Source organism: Mesorhizobium sp. B1-1-7 (assembly GCF_006442705.1).
Classification (GTDB): Bacteria; Pseudomonadota; Alphaproteobacteria; order Rhizobiales; family Rhizobiaceae; genus Mesorhizobium; species Mesorhizobium opportunistum.
The window spans coordinates 161,650-175,416 of sequence record NZ_VFWQ01000006.1; the positions used below are offsets into that span (position 1 = coordinate 161,650).

General features: G+C 64.2%; 13 protein-coding genes. 6 read left to right on the forward strand and 7 right to left on the reverse strand.

Annotation, left to right across the window (positions count from 1 at the left end):
* Window positions 1-236: 236 nt before the first annotated feature.
* Window positions 237-1,568 carry a tRNA uridine-5-carboxymethylaminomethyl(34) synthesis GTPase MnmE gene (gene mnmE / locus FJ978_RS11975; protein ID WP_140572278.1) on the reverse strand — a complete coding sequence of 444 codons (1,332 nt, stop codon included), beginning with the start codon at window positions 1,566-1,568 and terminating at the stop codon, window positions 237-239.
* A 68-nt stretch (window positions 1,569-1,636) separates the two neighbouring features.
* Here mnmE and FJ978_RS11980 point away from each other — a divergent pair, with 68 nt between their 5' ends.
* Window positions 1,637-3,655 carry a thioredoxin domain-containing protein gene (locus tag FJ978_RS11980; RefSeq protein ID WP_140572279.1) on the forward strand — a complete coding sequence of 673 codons (2,019 nt, stop codon included), beginning with the start codon at window positions 1,637-1,639 and terminating at the stop codon, window positions 3,653-3,655.
* 1 nt (window position 3,656) lies between these two features.
* On the opposite strand, the gene FJ978_RS11985 is transcribed toward FJ978_RS11980, so the two are convergent.
* The 4 genes from FJ978_RS11985 to hemE all read right to left on the reverse strand — a co-directional run bounded on the left by FJ978_RS11985 (window position 3,657) and on the right by hemE (window position 7,785).
* Window positions 3,657-4,589 carry an EamA family transporter gene (locus tag FJ978_RS11985; protein ID WP_140572280.1) on the reverse strand — a complete coding sequence of 311 codons (933 nt, stop codon included), beginning with the start codon at window positions 4,587-4,589 and terminating at the stop codon, window positions 3,657-3,659.
* Window positions 4,590-4,757: 168 nt separating this feature from the next.
* Entirely contained in the window at window positions 4,758-6,023 is a 1,266-nt protein-coding gene (gene rho, locus FJ978_RS11990) for a transcription termination factor Rho (protein ID WP_013892132.1), read from the reverse strand.
* Between the two features lie 164 nt (window positions 6,024-6,187).
* The gene (gene hemJ, locus FJ978_RS11995) at window positions 6,188-6,754 is read right to left on the reverse strand and encodes a protoporphyrinogen oxidase HemJ (RefSeq protein ID WP_013892131.1); all 567 of its coding nucleotides are present in this window, start codon (window positions 6,752-6,754) and stop codon (window positions 6,188-6,190) included.
* On the reverse strand, window positions 6,754-7,785 hold the full coding sequence (gene hemE, locus FJ978_RS12000; RefSeq protein WP_140572281.1) for a uroporphyrinogen decarboxylase: 1,032 nt from the start codon (window positions 7,783-7,785) through the stop codon (window positions 6,754-6,756). Before hemE ends, hemJ begins: the two co-directional genes overlap by 1 nt.
* Window positions 7,786-8,188: 403 nt before the next feature.
* On the opposite strand from hemE, the gene FJ978_RS12005 reads away from it, so the two are divergent.
* The 5 genes from FJ978_RS12005 (at window position 8,189) to dnaQ (ending at window position 12,093) form a co-directional block, all read left to right on the forward strand.
* The gene (locus FJ978_RS12005) at window positions 8,189-9,010 is read left to right on the forward strand and encodes a pyruvate, water dikinase regulatory protein (protein WP_031258696.1); all 822 of its coding nucleotides are present in this window, start codon (window positions 8,189-8,191) and stop codon (window positions 9,008-9,010) included.
* Between the two features lie 237 nt (window positions 9,011-9,247).
* Window positions 9,248-9,847 (forward strand): Maf-like protein, encoded by a 600-nt coding sequence (locus tag FJ978_RS12010; protein ID WP_140572282.1) that lies wholly within the window; start codon window positions 9,248-9,250, stop codon window positions 9,845-9,847.
* Window positions 9,840-10,682: a shikimate dehydrogenase gene (locus tag FJ978_RS12015; protein WP_140572283.1), complete on the forward strand. Its 843-nt coding sequence runs from the start codon at window positions 9,840-9,842 to the stop codon at window positions 10,680-10,682. Before FJ978_RS12010 ends, FJ978_RS12015 begins: the two co-directional genes overlap by 8 nt.
* Window positions 10,679-11,266 carry a dephospho-CoA kinase gene (gene coaE / locus FJ978_RS12020; RefSeq protein WP_140572284.1) on the forward strand — a complete coding sequence of 196 codons (588 nt, stop codon included), beginning with the start codon at window positions 10,679-10,681 and terminating at the stop codon, window positions 11,264-11,266. Before FJ978_RS12015 ends, coaE begins: the two co-directional genes overlap by 4 nt.
* Window positions 11,267-11,367: 101 nt before the next feature.
* On the forward strand, window positions 11,368-12,093 hold the full coding sequence (dnaQ, locus tag FJ978_RS12025) for a DNA polymerase III subunit epsilon (protein ID WP_140572285.1): 726 nt from the start codon (window positions 11,368-11,370) through the stop codon (window positions 12,091-12,093).
* Between the two features lie 3 nt (window positions 12,094-12,096).
* Here the strand turns inward: dnaQ and FJ978_RS12030 are convergent, their stop codons facing one another.
* A complete protein-coding gene (locus FJ978_RS12030) occupies window positions 12,097-13,056 on the reverse strand; it encodes an alpha/beta hydrolase (protein WP_140572286.1) in 960 nt (319 codons plus the stop codon).
* A gap of 9 nt (window positions 13,057-13,065) precedes the next feature.
* Entirely contained in the window at window positions 13,066-13,746 is a 681-nt protein-coding gene (locus tag FJ978_RS12035; protein WP_140572287.1) for an isochorismatase family protein, read from the reverse strand.
* Window positions 13,747-13,767: the final 21 nt, after the last annotated feature.

The following is a 13,767-nucleotide window of genomic DNA, read 5'->3' on the forward strand; positions in this document are numbered from 1 at the left end:
CGGCTAGTTTCACGTGAAACAGGGCAATGCGTCTATACCCTCCCCCTTGTGGGGAGGGTCGCTGCGAAGCAGCGGGGCGGGGGTGCGGCGCTGACCCCCACCCGGACCTGCGGTGCGACCTCCCCACAAGGGGGAGGTAGGGCGTGGCGCCGTGTTTTCGCTGAGTCACCACGGCTGGCGATGTTTCACGTGAATCACCAACCGTCCCTTTCAGGCGCGTGCGTGTTTCACGTGAGTCATTTTCCGATGCAGAATTGCGAGAAGATAACGTCGAGCATATCCTCGACGTCGATGGCGCCGACAATCCGGCCCAGCCGATCGGCGGCCAACCGCAGCTCCTCGGCACGCAGCTCCTGGCCGGCAACGCCACTGTCGATGGCGCGAACCAGATGCCGCTTCGCTTCGTCGAGCAATTCGACATGGCGTAGCCGCGACGGCAGGATATCGCCAACGTTCCCAGCCGCATCCGCGGCGCGCCGGCCGATCTCCGTCAGCAACGCATCGACTCCGGCCCCATTCATAACGGAAATGACGAAGTCATACCGTCGGGCCGCTTCCGCGGACGCTTGCGCGTCCAACAAATCGAGCTTGGTTCCGACGCGTAATGCCGGGATCGTCGCGGACAACGGCCCGATATCCCCGGAGTCCGCTACGTCTTCCAACACCAGCAGGAGATCGGCGCGGCCGGCCTTCGCCCTCGCCCGCTCAATGCCGATCGCCTCGACTTTGCCCGGCGCTTCCCGCAACCCCGCCGTATCCGTCAGCCGGACCCGCAGCCCTCCGAGATCCAGAGCCACTTCGAGCAGATCCCGCGTCGTGCCCGGTTCATCCGTTACAATAGCAGCATCCCGGCGCGCCAAGGCGTTGAACAGGCTCGACTTGCCGGCATTGGGCGCACCGAGAATGACGACCTCGAACCCATCGCGAATGATCTCGGCGGCATGGAATCCGGCAATGTGCCGATCGATCTCGTCGATCATTACCCGCACGTCAGACCAGACCGTATCCGAAACGGAACCGGGCACGTCGTCCTCGTCGGCAAAGTCGATTTCGGCCTCGATCATGGCCCGCGCATGGATTAGCCGCCGACGCCAACCGAGATAGAGTTCGCTCTGGGCGCCCTCGGCATTGCGGATGGCGAAGCGGCGCTGCGCCTCGGTCTCGGCGTTGACCAGATCGGCGAGGGCCTCGGTTTCGACCAGGTCAACCTTGCCGTTCAGGAAGGCGCGGCGCGTGAATTCACCGGGTTCTGCGTACCTTACGCCGTCAAAACCGGCGATCGTCTGCAGCATTCCAGCGACAACAGCGCGCCCGCCGTGGACATGGAATTCGGCGACGTCCTCTCCGGTGAAACTGGCCGGACCGGGGAAGAAGACGACCAGGCCGTTGTCCAGCACCGTTCCATCCGGCGCTTTGAACGCGCGCAGGGTCGCCGCGCGCGCCTTAACCATCCCGCCAGCAATCGTTTCGACTACGAATCGAGTCTGCGGGCCGGAAATGCGCAGCACCGCGACCCCAGCCGGCAGCCGGCCGCTCGACAGTGCAATGATGGAATCGCCTGAAAACATTTGCCCGCTTTGTTGAACCGCCCTAGCTTCCGCCACACGTTGAACCGAGTGTGCCCGAGTCGCCTGCCGTGACATTGCCCGCGAAAAACCTGCTTGCCGACGAAGCCAGCCCCTATCTGCAGCAGCATAGCGGCAATCCCGTCCATTGGCGGGCCTGGTCGCCGGCTTCTCTCGAGGAGGCAAAAGCCCTGGACAGGCCGATCCTCCTCTCCGTCGGCTATGCCGCCTGTCACTGGTGCCACGTCATGGCCCATGAAAGCTTCGAGAATGACGACGTCGCCGCCGTCATGAACCGTCTGTTCGTCAATATCAAGGTCGACCGCGAGGAGCGTCCCGACATCGACCAGATCTACATGGCGGCCTTGTCCTCCATGGGCGAACAGGGTGGGTGGCCGCTGACCATGTTCCTGACGCCGGACGGCAAGCCGTTCTGGGGCGGCACCTATTTTCCGCGTCAGGCGCGCTATGGCCGTCCAGGTTTCATCCAGGTGATGGAGGCCGTCGACAAGGCCTGGCGCGAGAAGCGGACAAGCCTGCACCAGAGCGCCGATGGCCTGACCACCCATGTCGAGGCCCGGCTTTCGGGTATGCATTCCAGGGCGCTTCTCGATCGCGACACGCTGTCCGAACTCGCCGGCCGCATCGACGGCATGATCGACCGCCATCTCGGAGGCCTGCGCGGCGCGCCAAAATTCCCCAACGCGCCATTCATGCTCACCCTGTGGCTGTCCTGGCTGCGCGACGGCAATGCCACCCACCGCGACGACGTGCTGGTCAGCCTCGAGCGGATGCTGGCCGGCGGCATCTACGATCATATCGGCGGCGGGCTCAGCCGCTACTCCACCGACGCGGAATGGCTGGTGCCGCATTTCGAAAAGATGCTCTACGATAATGCGGAGTTGATCCGCTTCTGCAACTGGGCCTTTGCCGCAAGCGGCAATGATTTGTTCCGGGTACGAATCGAAGACACCGTCGATTGGCTGCTGCGCGAAATGCGCGTCGATGGCGGCGCCTTTGCCGCCAGCCTCGACGCCGACAGCGATGGCGAGGAAGGGCTGTTCTACACCTGGAGCAGAGACGAGATAGAAGCCGCCCTCGGCGACGATTCTGCCTTGTTTTTCAAGTACTTCACACCTGCCAGCCCGCCAGCTTGGGAAGGCAAGCCAATCATCCACCAAACCAGCGCCCAGCTGTCCGAGAGCGTTGCCGATCGTGAACAGCTCATCCCGCTCAAGGCCAGGCTTCTTGCCGTGCGCGAGGGGCGCGTCCGGCCAAGCCTCGACGCCAAGACGCTCACCGACTGGAATGGCCTGATGATTGCGGCGCTGGCCGAGGCCGGCCGCTCGCTGGCGCGGCCCGACTGGATCGATGCCGCAGCAAAAGCCTTCGCCCATATCAGCGCCGCCAGCCGCGACGACCGCTTGCCGCATTCGATGCTCGGCGCCCGGAAACTGTTCCCGGCTCTGTCGAGCGATTACGCGGCCATGACCAATGCCGCGATCTCGCTGTTCGAGGCGTCCAGCGATTGGAGCTATATCGACCAGGCCGGCCGGTTCGTCGAACAGCTCGACCTCTGGCACGCCGATGCCTCGGGAACAGGCTATTATCTGACCGCCTCGGACAGTACAGACGTGCCTATCCGCATCAGGGGCGATGTCGACGAAGCCATTTCATCAGCCACCAGCCAGATCATCGAGGCGCTGGTCCGGCTCGCCTCCGTCACAGGCGATGTCGACCTGCAGGAGCGTGCCTGGATGATCGCCGAGCATGCCGCCGGCCGCGCCGAGCACCAGGCCTATGGCCAGGCCGGCATCGTCAATGCCTGCGCGCTTGCCATCGAACCGCTGAAACTGGTCATCGTGGACGCGCCGGAGGATCCAAAGCTCGTTCCGGTAGCGAATAGAAGCCCCGACCCGCGGCGCGTCGATATCATCGTGCCGATCGGTACGGCAGCGAATCGACCCTTGCTGCCCGGTGGAATCCTGCCGCCGACCAACAGGCCCGGCGCCTGGCTGTGCACCGGTCAGGTCTGCCTTCCCGCCGTGACCGATCCGGAAGAGCTCGAGCGTCTCCTGCGTCGCCGATAGATCAGGTGCCCTCAGCCCGCGACGCCGGAGCCAAAATTGCCGTTTCAGCCGGCGCCGCGGCGGGCCGCGACTTGAACAGCAAATCCTTGGCGGCAACCATCGCGCCTATCGTGATGAGCACGCAGGCGAGCGCCACCGACCAATGGAACACGCCGAACCCTGCCAGCAGCAGCACGATCACCGAAAACAGCGGCGCGGCGTAGGACAAGGCGCCGAGGATCATGATGTCCCCGTGCTTGCAGCCATAGTCCCAGGCGTAGAAGCCGGCGCCCAGCGGGATCGCACCGAGGACGAGGATGGCACTCCATTGCGTCACGGTCTGCGGCCAGACGGTGGTCTCGAGCGTCAGGTGAAGTGCGAAGGCGACCGCCGCAGTGATGAAGCAATAGCCGGCCACGACATCGGTCGGCACCTGGCCGAACCGGCGTGACAGCACCGAATAGCCGGCCCAGATGAAGGCGCAGAACAGCGCTATGACATGGCCCTTCATCACGCCGTTGGCGAGGCCGATAGTGCCGCCCTTGGTGATCACCACGATCGCGCCGGCAAGACCAAGGACAACACCGATAATGTGGTGTACCCGCAGCCTTTCACCCGGAAGGAAGGCGGCGAAAACGACGATCAGCAATGGCCAGAGATAGGCAATCAGGCTGACCTCGACGGGCGGCGCCGACTGGATCGCGAAGAAATAGGCGCAATGGTAGATGCACAGTCCCGCAACCCCTGTCGCCCAGACCGGCCATGGCTGCCGCAGCGACCGGATAGCCGCCGGCCGGAAGATCCAGCTGCTTGCACCGGCGAGCGCCCCAAGCAGGAATGTCATGGCCGCAAGTTGAAAGGGCGGGATCGGCCCCGCTGCAGTCGACAGCAGCGCCAGGAAGGACCAGGTCAGGATGGCCGAAAAGCCGATCAGGGTCGGGATTGTCTTGTTCACATCGTCGGCACCTGCGAAGTGCTACTCGTCGCATGAAGACGGCGTTGTGTGCTGCCGCATATGGCCATTCGGTATCGGGAATGCGACCTGATCCCGCCAAAGCAAAACCCCATCCCGGTCTCCCGGAATGGGGCTCAATGCAAAAATCCGAACGTTTCGGACCGACCGTTACGTGTTCATCGAATCGAAGAAATCGGCGTTGGTCTTGGTCTGCTTCAGCTTGTCGATGAGGAACTCGATTGCGTCGGTGGTTCCCATCGGCGCCAGGATGCGGCGCAGCACGAAGATCTTCTGCAGGTCCGCGCGCGGCACCAGCAGGTCTTCCTTGCGGGTGCCGGACTTGAGGATGTCCATCGCCGGGTAGATGCGCTTGTCGGCGACCTTGCGGTCGAGCTGGATTTCGCAGTTGCCCGTGCCCTTGAACTCTTCGAAGATGACTTCGTCCATGCGGCTGCCGGTGTCGATCAGCGCGGTCGCGATAATGGTCAGCGAGCCGCCTTCCTCGATGTTGCGGGCCGCGCCGAAGAAGCGCTTCGGCCGCTGCAGGGCGTTGGCGTCGACACCGCCGGTCAGCACCTTGCCGGATGACGGCACCACGGTGTTGTAGGCGCGGCCGAGGCGAGTGATGGAATCGAGCAGGATGACGACGTCGCGGCCATGTTCGACCAGGCGCTTGGCCTTCTCGATGACCATTTCGGCGACCTGCACGTGGCGCACCGCCGGCTCGTCGAAGGTTGAGGATATGACCTCGCCCTTCACCGAGCGCTGCATGTCGGTCACTTCCTCCGGCCGCTCGTCGATCAGCAGCACGATCAGATAGCATTCCGGATGGTTGGCGGTGATCGAGTGGGCGATGTTCTGCATCAGCACCGTCTTGCCGGTGCGCGGCTGCGCGTTGATCAGCGCGCGCTGTCCCTTGCCGATCGGCGCTACCAGGTCGATGACGCGCGGCGAGATGTCCTTGCTGGTCGGATTGTCGATCTCCATCTTCAGCCGCTTGGTAGGATAGAGCGGCGTCAGATTGTCGAAGTGGATCTTGTGGCGGATCTTTTCGGGGTCGTCGAAATTGATCGTGTTGACCTTGAGCAGCGCGAAATAGCGCTCGCCCTCCTTCGGGCTACGGATCGGCCCCTCGACGGTGTCGCCGGTCTTCAATGAAAAGCGGCGGATCTGCGAGGGCGAGATGTAGATGTCGTCGGGACCGGGCAGATAATTGGCATTGGCCGAGCGCAGGAAGCCGAAGCCGTCCTGCAGCACCTCGACCACGCCGTCGCCGATGATCTCGATCTCTTGGGCGGCCAGTTTCTTCAGGATGGCGAACATCAGCTCCTGCTTGCGCATGACGCTGGCGTTTTCCACCTCGAGCGATTCGGCATAAGCGATCAGCTCTGGCGGTTTCTTGTTCTTGAACTCTGCGAGTTTCATTTCTTGCATAGACGGACTCTGAATCTGCTTTGGGGAAAATATATCGGCGGGATGCGACAAATGCCGGACGCGGCCGAAAACAGTGAAGGGCGGCGCATGACGGGAAGGAAGACCCGTCTTTTATCGTCGGTCGGGTGAAAGAGCAAGCTGCGTTTTACCCGACCGATGGAGGCCTAGAACGGCTTGACGACAACCAGGATCACGATTGCTATCATCAGCAATGTGGGGATCTCGTTGATCATCCGCCAGTGCTTCGCGGACTTTTCGTTGGCATCCTCGGCGAATTTCCGCACCGCGCCGGCCAGATAGCCGTGAACGGCGGACAACAGCAGCACGAAACCGATCTTGGCGTGCAGCCAGCCGCCCTGGAAACCAAAGCCTTTCCAGGCCAGCCACAGGCCGAACATCCAGGTTGCGATCATCGCCGGATTGATGATGCCGCGCAGCAGGCGCCGCTCCATCACCTTGAAGGTCTCCGACTGGACCGAGCCCTTCTCGGCATCGGCGTGATAGACCAGCAGCCGCGGCAGATAGAGCATGCCGGCCATCCAGGAAATGACGGCCAGGATATGGATCGCCTTCGCCCAGGGATAGAAACCGTCGGGCGCGACAAAAAACAAAAGCGCCGTCAGCACGATCAGCGCGGCGATGCCGACGGTCATGCGCATCATCGCCTGGCCGGTGCTGCCCCCACTGTTAGTCGTGTTGCCTGAATTGTTCATCTCTTTTGGCCGAGCCATCAGCGTGCCGCGCTCCTCACCAGTTTCACCATCGCCTCGACATGCGCCACCGGCGTCTCCGGCGTAATGCCATGGCCGAGATTGAAGATCAGCGGTCCATCCCCCAACGCCCCGAGAATCGCGTCGACGCCATCGGATAATGCCTTGCCGCCGGCCACCAGCCGCAAGGGATCGAGATTGCCCTGGACGGCACCAGAGCGCTGCAAGTCCTTTGCTGCCGCCAGGGGCACCGTCCAGTCGATCCCCAGCCCCGTCACACCGGTCTTCTCGCGGTAGCTCTGGTAGCGGGCACCGGCGCCCTTGGGAAAACCGATGATCGGCACATCGGGATGGACGGCTCTTACCTGCCTGACGATCTCGGCCACCGGCTCGACGCAGAACTGTTCGAAGGAGGCATCGTCGAGCACGCCCGACCAGGAATCGAAAATCTGCACCACGTCCGCACCCGCCTCGATCTGGCGGATCAGATAGGCGGCGGAACGATCGGCCAGCACTTTCAGCAGCCGTTTGAACGCCGCCGGTTCGCGGTAAGCAAACAGCCGCGCCGGCGCCTGGTCAGGCGTGCCATGGCCGGCGATCATATAGGTCGCCACGGTCCACGGCGCGCCGCAGAAGCCGATCAGTGTCGTCTCGCCAGGCAATCTTGCCCGCAAGCGGCGAACCGTCTCGTAGACCGGTTCGAGATTCACGTGAAACACATCGCTTTCGAGAGCCAAAATCTCCGCTGCCGAGATCGGCGTCAAAAGCGGTCCTCTGCCCTCCTCGAAGCGCACGTCACGGCCAAGCGCATGCGGAACGACAAGGATGTCCGAGAACAGGATCGAGGCATCGAAGCCGAAGCGTTCGATCGGCTGCAGCGTCACTTCGACCGCAAGGTCGGGGTCATAGCAGAGGTCGAGGAACGAACCGGCCCGCCGTCGCGTTTCACGGTACTCCGGCAGATAGCGTCCGGCCTGGCGCATCATCCAGAGTGGTGGAGGAAAAATCGCCTTGCCCTTCAGGACATCCAGCATGATCCGGTTCTGGGGCATCGAGCGCTCGCTTCTCCAAGCCTCTTTCTAATCAAATATTCTTATATCTAAGATTCTTCTGATTCTAAGAGTCTGTTGGTTCTGGTGGTTGCCACCTGTCCCGCTTCGCCTCGCAAAAAGCCAGCAAGCATATTGTCGCGCGCTCGTTTGGCCGGATTGTTGGGTTCTGGGGACAGTCGGGAATCCATCATCGCTTCCAAAGCCTTAGGACCCGGCCGGAAAACCCGGCCCTGTGGACAGGCCAAGGCCAAGCAAATCCGTCCACGGACTTGTCCCCAGCCCTCCGACGAAGCTGACAGCACATCGAATTGTGGACAAAGTGGCATCTGATACAGTCGCCTCCAACGAGCCAGGCTCGCTGTCCGACCTTATCCACATCCGCCCACAGCCCCAGGTGATCCCTGTGAACAAACCCCAGAGCTTCTTTCACCTGCACCTGATTTCCGACGCGACCGGCGAAACGCTGCTCGCTGCCGGCCGGGCCGCTTCGGCGCAATACAAGGACGCGCGCGCCATCGAGCATATCTATCCGCTGATCCGCACCGAAAAGCAGGTGGCGAAAGTGTTCGAGGACATCGAGGAGGAGCCCGGCATCATTCTCTACACCGTCGTCGACCAGAAACTGGCGCGCGGCATCGATGAGCGCTGTGCGGCGATGGGCCTGCCCTGCGTCTCCGTGCTGGAGCCGGTGCTCACCGTCTTCCAATCCTATCTCGGCACGCCGGCCGGCCGGCGCGTCGGCGCCCAGCATGTCCTCGACGCCGAATATTTTCGCCGCATCGATGCGCTCAACTTCACCATGGACCATGATGACGGCCAGTTGCCGCTCAACATGGATGATGCCGATGTCGTGCTGATCGGCATCTCGCGCACGTCGAAGACGCCGACCAGCATCTATCTCGCCAATCGTGGCATCAAGACCGCCAACATTCCGATCGTGCTCGGCGTGCCCGTCCCCGAAAGCCTGGTCGCGGCCAAGACCCCCCTGGTGGTCGGGCTGATCGCCACCGCCGAACGCATCTCGCATGTCCGCCAGAACCGCATCCTGGGCAACAGCAGCTCCTACGTGCCGACCGATTATGTCGATCGCGCCGCCATCAACGAAGAACTCGCCTACGCCCGCCAGATCTGCACGCGCCATGGCTGGCCGATGATCGACGTCAGCCGCCGCTCGATCGAGGAAACCGCGGCGGCGATCGTTGCCCTGCGGGGGAAGTCGCGCTAGGGCAGACGAGATAAGTGAGCATTCCGTCACGCACCCCTCATCCGTCGCCTTCGGCGACACCTTCTCCCGCAAGGGGAGAAGGAAGAACTCGGCGCTGGCGTCCCGCAGATTACCACCAGTTGGCGATTTGCAGCGGCGTCAGCGCAGCACCTCCCTTCCCCTTGCGGGAGAAGGTGGCCGAGCGAAGCTCGGTCGGATGAGGGGTGCGTGACGGAACGCCAACCCTGGTGAACAAGCATGACCGAGAAAATCATCCTCGCTTCCGGCAGTCCGTTCCGCAAGGCGATGCTGCTTGGTGCCGGCATCGACGTCGAAGCGGTGCCGGCCGATGTCGACGAGCGCGCGCTCGAGGCGCCGTTGCAGGATAGCGGTGTTTCGCCGGAAGACGTCGCCCTGGTGCTGGCCGAGGCCAAGGCCACCGAGGTGAGCGAGCGCCGGCCCGGCGCCCTGGTACTCGGCTGCGACCAGACCTTGTCGCTGGGTGACGAGGTGTCCCACAAGCCCGCCGACATGGAAGGCGCGCGGCGTCATTTGCTGGCGCTGTCTGGCAAGACCCACCAGCTCAACAGCGCTGCCGTCCTGGTGCGTGACGGCAAGGTGCTGTGGCGCCATGTCGGCATTGCCTCCATGACCATGCGCAAGCTCGATCCCGCCTTCATCGGCCGCCACCTCGCCCGCGTCGGCGCCAGGGCGCTGGCCAGCGTCGGCGCCTACCAGGTCGAGGGCGAAGGCGTCCAGCTCTTCGAGAAGATCGAAGGCGACCATTTCACCATTGTCGGCCTGCCGCTTTTGCCGCTGCTGGCCGAACTGCGCACGCTGGGAGCGATCGATGGCTGAGGCGACGAAGAAGGCCTTTGTCACTGGCCATCCGATCAAGCATTCGCGCTCGCCGAAGATCCACGGCCATTGGCTGGCCAAGCATGGCATCGACGGCAGCTACGAGGCGATCGATGTCGCGCCGCACGACTTTGCCGAATTCCTGGCAACCCTGCAGGCCAACGGCTATCGCGGCGGCAATGTCACCATCCCGCACAAGGAAGCCGCCTTTGCGCTGGCCGGCCGCCGCGACCAGGCGGCGGAGGAGATCGGCGCCGTCAACACGCTGTGGTTCGAGGACGGCACGCTGTGGGGCGGCAACACCGATGGCCATGGCTTTGCCGCCAATCTGGATGATCATGCGCCGGGCTGGGCAAGCAAGGGATCGGCGGTGGTGCTCGGTGCTGGTGGTGCCTCCCGCGCCGTCATCCACGCGCTGAAAGAGCGCGGCATTTCCGACATCCGCATCGTCAACCGAACGCTCGCCCGGGCGGTGGAGTTGCGCGATCGTTTCGGCGCCGGCGTTTCGGCGCACGGCATGGCTGAGACCGGCGAACTGCTTGCCGATGCCGGCCTGCTGGTCAACACCACGGCGCTCGGCATGGTCGGCAATGAGGGCCTCGCCGCCGATCCGACGCTGCTGCCGAGCCATGCGATCGTCACCGACCTTGTCTATGTGCCGCTGGAAACACCGCTGCTTGCCGCCGCGCGCGCCAGGGGGCTGAAGACCGTCGATGGGCTCGGCATGCTGCTCAACCAGGCCGTGCCCGGTTTCGAACACTGGTTCGGCGTCAGGCCGAAGGTCACGGCCGAGCTCCGCGCGATCATCGTCGCCGACCTGGTGCCGAAGCCATGATCGTGCTCGGCCTCACCGGTTCGATCGGCATGGGCAAGTCGACGACGGCCAAGATGTTCGCCGAGGCCGGCGTGCCGGTCCACGATTCCGATGAGACGGTACACCGCCTCTATGCCGGCAAGGCAGCGCCTCTGGTCGAGGCGGCTTTCCCGGGAACAACCGCTGCCGGCGTGGTCGATCGAGCAAGACTTGGCGCCCGTGTACTTGGTGACCCCGCCGCGCTGAAGCAGCTCGAAGCCATCATCCATCCGCTCGTGCGCGCCGACGCCGACGCCTTCCTGGCCAGGCATCGTACCGCGGGCGAATCGATCGCCGTGCTCGATATTCCGCTGCTGTTCGAAACCGGCGGCCGCAACCGCGTCGACAAGGTCGTCGTCGTCACCGCACCCGCCGAAGTCCAGCGCCAGCGCGTGCTGGCACGGCCTGGCATGACCGAGGAAAAGCTGGCGGCGATCCTGGCCAAGCAGGTGCCGGATGCCGAAAAGCGCAGGCTGGCGGATTTCGTCATCGACACCGGTGAGGGGATGGATGCCGCGCGTGCTGAGGTCGATGCAATCATCAGGCAGCTGACAGGGGGTCGCTGACGCTTTCTTCCTTCTCCCGCAAGGGGAGAAGGGAAAACAGGCATTTCCCATTGCCATTTTGTTCCGGTCTCGCGATTCTGCCCCCAGGAGCACCTGATTCGATGCGCGAGATCATCTTCGATACCGAAACCACCGGCCTGGATTCGCGCGACGACCGCGTGATCGAGCTGGGCGGCGTCGAGCTGGTCAACCGGTTCCCGACCGGCCGCACCTTCCATCACTACATCAACCCTCAAGGGCGCGCGATCCATGCGGAGGCGCAGGCCGTGCACGGCATCAGCGCCGCGGACCTCGCGGGCAAGCCGACCTTTGCCGAGATCGTCGAGGAATGGCTGGCTTTCACCGACGGCGCCAAGCTGGTAGCGCACAATGCGACCTTCGATATCGGCTTCCTCAACGTCGAATTCGGCCGGCTCGGCCATCCCGTCGTCGATCCCGGCCTTGTCGTCGACACGCTGGCACTGGCGCGCCGCAAGCACCCGATGGGCCCCAACTCGCTTGACGCGCTCTGCCGGCGCTACGGCATCGACAACGCCAAGCGCACCAAGCACGGCGCCCTGCTCGATTCCGAACTGCTGGCCGAGGTCTATATCGAGCTGATCGGTGGCAAGCAGGCCGCCCTCATCCTGGACAGCGCGACCGCGCCGGCGCAGCGCGGCGAAAATGTCCGCCACATCGAAATCATTGCCGCCGTTCGTGCCGCGCCCTTGCTGCCGCGCCTGACCGAGGCCGAACGCGTTGCCCATGCCGCCATGGTCGCCACGCTCGGCGAAAAGGCGCTGTGGCTGAAGGCCACATCATCCGAGGCAAAGGCCGCGGCGTCGTAAGAGTCAGTACGGCCACTCGCCGCGACCCAGAGCCGCGATAGCCGAAATGATGCGCCCAAAAGCTTCCGCCGCCGCCGGCACCGTGGTGCGGGCGCGCAGAAAACTGTGCACCAGGCGTTTTTCTTCATGCCACCATGCCTTGCCGCCGGCCGCCAGGATGTGGTCGCGATAGGTCTCGCCATCGGATGACAGCGGATCGCATTCAGCCGTGACGATCGCCGTCGGTGGCAGGCCGGAGAAATCTCTGTCGCGCAGCGGCGAGAATGTCGGGTCGTCGGGCGATTGCCGCTTGGCCGACCGCACGTCGCGGTAGAAGGCAATGTCGCCGACGGACAGCAGCGGCGCGTTGGCGTGTTCGACATAGGAGCCGGACCTCTCGTCGCCGCCGAGGCCGGGATAGATCAGCACCTGGCCGATCGCAGCGCGGGGATGACCGCGCGTCGCCTGCGCCACCGCCGCGGCCAGATTGCCGCCGGCGCTCTCGCCGCACAGCACCAGCGGGTCACCGGTCTTGGCCGCCGCCCATTCGAAGGCGGCCAGCGCATCGTCGAAAGCGGCGGGGTGGACATGCTCTGGCGCCAGCCGGTAATCGACCGACAGCACGGCAAAGCCGGTGCCGGCGCAGATCTCCGCGCAGATGTCGTCATGGCTGTCGAGCCCGCCAAGGATGAAGCCGCCGCCATGGAAGTAGAGCACCGTCGCGCGCGGCGCGGTGCCGGTGAGCTGGTAGCGCCGGACGGCAATGTCGCGGCCGGCGGCAGCGATCAGCCCGTCCTTGGCGACCACGCCGGGCGGATAGGGCTGGCGCAGCGCCCGGCACATGCGGTCGTAGACCGCGCGCTGCTTGGCGATCGGCTGGTCGACGATCTCAGCCGGGTACCAGGCATTGATGCTGTCGATATAGGCCCACAGCGCCGGATCGAGCCGTGTCTCGTATTCGCCGCGGCTGGTCTTGTCAGTCATGCCGGCAATTCAAAGCTCGGCATAGAGCGCGGCTGCATTGTCGAAGCTGAAGCGCAGCGGCACCGAGCCCTCGACCTGCCAGGCCGTCACGCTTTCGCCCGCCAGCAGCCGGCAGGCGCCGTCGGTGTCGATGACCGCGCCGCCATAGAGCCGGTTGGCGAGGTTGAGGATGCCGGTCTGGTGCATGGCCGCGCTGCCGCTGCCGCAGGCATCCTTGACCAGCAGCACGCGAAATCCCCTGGCCACGGCGTCCTTCACGGATGCGTCGATGCAGGCCTCCGTCCAGACGCCGGCGACGACAAGCCATTCGATGCCGCTTGCCTTCAACTGATCGGCACCCGGCCCCGAACGGAAGGCGCTGGCCTCGGCCTTGATCAGCAGCGCCTCGCCCTCGGCCGGCGCCACCTCTTGGCAGATTTCGGTCAGCGGGTCGCTCTTGTCGGAGAAGGCCGACTTGCCGTCGGCCCCGACCGGGTGAAACGGCCGGTCCTGTTTGTCGAGATCGACGATATAGGCCCAGTGATAGAGCGGCACATGGTTCTGCCGCGCCGCCGCCTGCAGGCGCTGGACGTTGGCGAGAATGCCGGCAAAGCCCTCGACCAGATAGCGCGGATCCTGCCGGTGCTCCTCCTGCAGGTCGATGAAGACGGCGGCCACGGTGCCGCGTTTGATGGAGATCGGGCTTTTCATGCGGATGCGCCTGGGTGTTGC